At 65.3% G+C, this 2,173-nt stretch carries 2 protein-coding genes and 1 pseudogene; 2 read left to right on the plus strand and 1 reads right to left on the minus strand.

Going from position 1 to position 2,173, the window contains the following annotated elements; genetic code table 11:
* Window positions 1–475 (minus strand): methylmalonyl-CoA mutase family protein (locus AC1DU6_RS28565; RefSeq protein WP_477861261.1); only part of this gene is annotated, 475 nt, incomplete at its 3' end.
* Between the two features lie 83 nt (window positions 476–558).
* Here AC1DU6_RS28565 and AC1DU6_RS28570 point away from each other — a divergent pair.
* Window positions 559–1,215 carry a GntR family transcriptional regulator gene (locus AC1DU6_RS28570; protein ID WP_457325842.1) on the plus strand — a complete coding sequence of 219 codons (657 nt, stop codon included), beginning with the start codon at window positions 559–561 and terminating at the stop codon, window positions 1,213–1,215.
* Window positions 1,216–1,533: 318 nt separating this feature from the next.
* A pseudogene (locus tag AC1DU6_RS28575) lies at window positions 1,534–2,173 on the plus strand (hypothetical protein); the annotation flags it as partial.

A 2,173-nucleotide genomic window follows, 5' to 3' on the forward strand; every position in this document is an offset into this window, starting at 1 on the left:
GCGGGATGCCGTCGAACAGGATCTTCATGTCCTCCACCGAGTCGATGGCCACGCCGGCCTTGCCAACGTCGCCGGTCACTCTGGGATGGTCGCTGTCGTAGCCGCGGTGGGTCGCCAGGTCAAAGGCCACCGACACGCCCTGGCCGCCGGCGGCGAGTGCCTTTCTATAAAAGGCATTGCTCTCCTCGGCGGTGGAGAAGCCAGCGTACTGGCGGATCGTCCAGGGCCGGGCGGCGTACATCGTCGCCTGCGGGCCGCGCAGGAAGGGCTCGAAGCCGGGCAGCGTGTCAGCGTGCGGCAGGTCGGCCACGTCGGCGGCGGTGTAGAGCGGCTTGACCGTCAGCCCCTCGGGCGTCACCCAGTTCAGTGCCGCCACGTCACCGCCCGGGGCGGACTTGGCGGCGGCCTTGGTCCATTGCTCCAGCGTGGCAGTCTTGAACTCCGGGGCCTCCCCGGCGCGGCTGGCGTCCGACATCGAAACTCTCCTGTAACTGGGCCGGCATCTTAGCCGACTGATTATTCATAATTATGAATTCAGAATCGCTACACTCGGCCGCCATGCCCGGTTCCCTCGACCACGCCCCCCTCGCCGCCTCGGCTCTGTATGAGCAGGTGGCCGACCGCCTTCGCCAGCAGATCCTGGCGCGGGAGCTGGAGCCGGGGTCGTGGATCGACGAGCTCAAGCTCTGCGCCGAGCTGGGTATCAGCCGCACGCCCATGCGCGAGGCGCTGAAGGTGCTGGCCTCCGAGGGCCTGGTAACGATGAAGCTTCGGCGCGGCGCCTATGTGACGGAGATGAGCGAGCGGGACGTCAGGGAAGCCTACCAACTGCTCTCCCTTCTAGAAAGTGACGCCGCCGCCGAAATCTGTGTCCGGGCGACGGATGCCGAGTTGAACGAACTCGGCGAACTGCATCGCGCGCTGGAGGAGGCGTTGCCCGACCGGGACGCCTTCTTCGCCGCCAACGAACGCTTCCACCTGCGTGTGCTGGAGATCGACGGCAACCGCTGGCGGCTGCAGATCGTCGGTGACTTGCGGCGGCTGATGAAGCTCAATCGCCACCATTCGCTGTTCCGGGAGGGACGGCTGGCGGAGTCGCTGGAGGAACACCGCGCCATCGTCCAAGCGCTGCTTGCGCGCGATGCGCAAGCCTGCAGGCAGCTTGTCACGGCCCATTTTTGTAACGGACTGAGCGCCACCCAGACAGCTTTGTGAAGGCAGACGGGCGGTGCGTGAACTGCCACCGAAAGCCCGCGCTTATCGGCGTGTGGCTTCGCTAAGTACTTACTAGCATGGCAATTACTGGGAAAACCACCCCCGGTCCGGGTGTTCGGGCCGTGGGCGGCGGCCTCGGTTCGGGTTGATTCCGGCCGATTTGAGACTTTGTTCCTCAAGTCAAGCGGGGCCGGCCCGATAACCGATCGAAGCACTTGAAATCTAGGGATACGGCCGTGCCACGGCATTGGCCGGCTGCCCCGGGTTGCAAGCCGCCACCTCCATGAGGGCGTGGCCGTCAGCACAGCAGGTACAACCATGGCAAGCATCGTCCCCTTCATTCCGGTCTCCAAGATCCCTGGCCTCACGACCACGTCGATCCGGGATTTCACGACCGAAGACTGGGCCGCCTTCAGCACCGACCAGCTGATTGCGCTGACCACCGTACAGGCCGCTGTGATCACCTCCAGCGGCCTTTCTGTCTTGAGCAGCGACCAACTGCGCGCTTTCCAGACCGAGGACCTGCGCGCCATTTCGACCGCCTCCATCGGCGGCTTCAATTCCGACCAGATCGGCGTCCTGACGACCGACCAGCTGCAGGCCCTGAGCACCGGCCAGATCCTGCAGCTGAGCACCGCGCAGTTGCAGGGCTTCAATGCCGCCGACATGGTGGCGCTGACCACCGCCCAGGTCGGCGCCCTGACTTCGACGCAGGCCAAGGGTTTCTCCACGGACCAGCTGTCGGCCCTGGAAGCGACGGACATCAAGTTCCTGTCCACGGCCGCGCTGCGCGCCCTGACCAGCACCCAGCTGGACGGTCTCACCAGCGACCAGCTGCGCGCCCTGTCTTCCAGCCAGATCCTCGCGCTKACCACCGCCCAGGTCAGCACCTTGAACACCGACGACCTCAACACCCTGACGTCGGACCAGTTCAACAAGTTCAGCACGGCCCAGGTGC

The organism is Roseateles sp. P5_B10 (genome assembly GCF_056400485.1).

Bases quoted from the DNA above. Each gene is read 5' to 3' on its own strand.
- AC1DU6_RS28570 (WP_457325842.1), top strand. From the start codon at position 559: ATGCCCGGTTCCCTCGACCACGCCCCCCTCGCCGCCTCGGCTCTGTAT.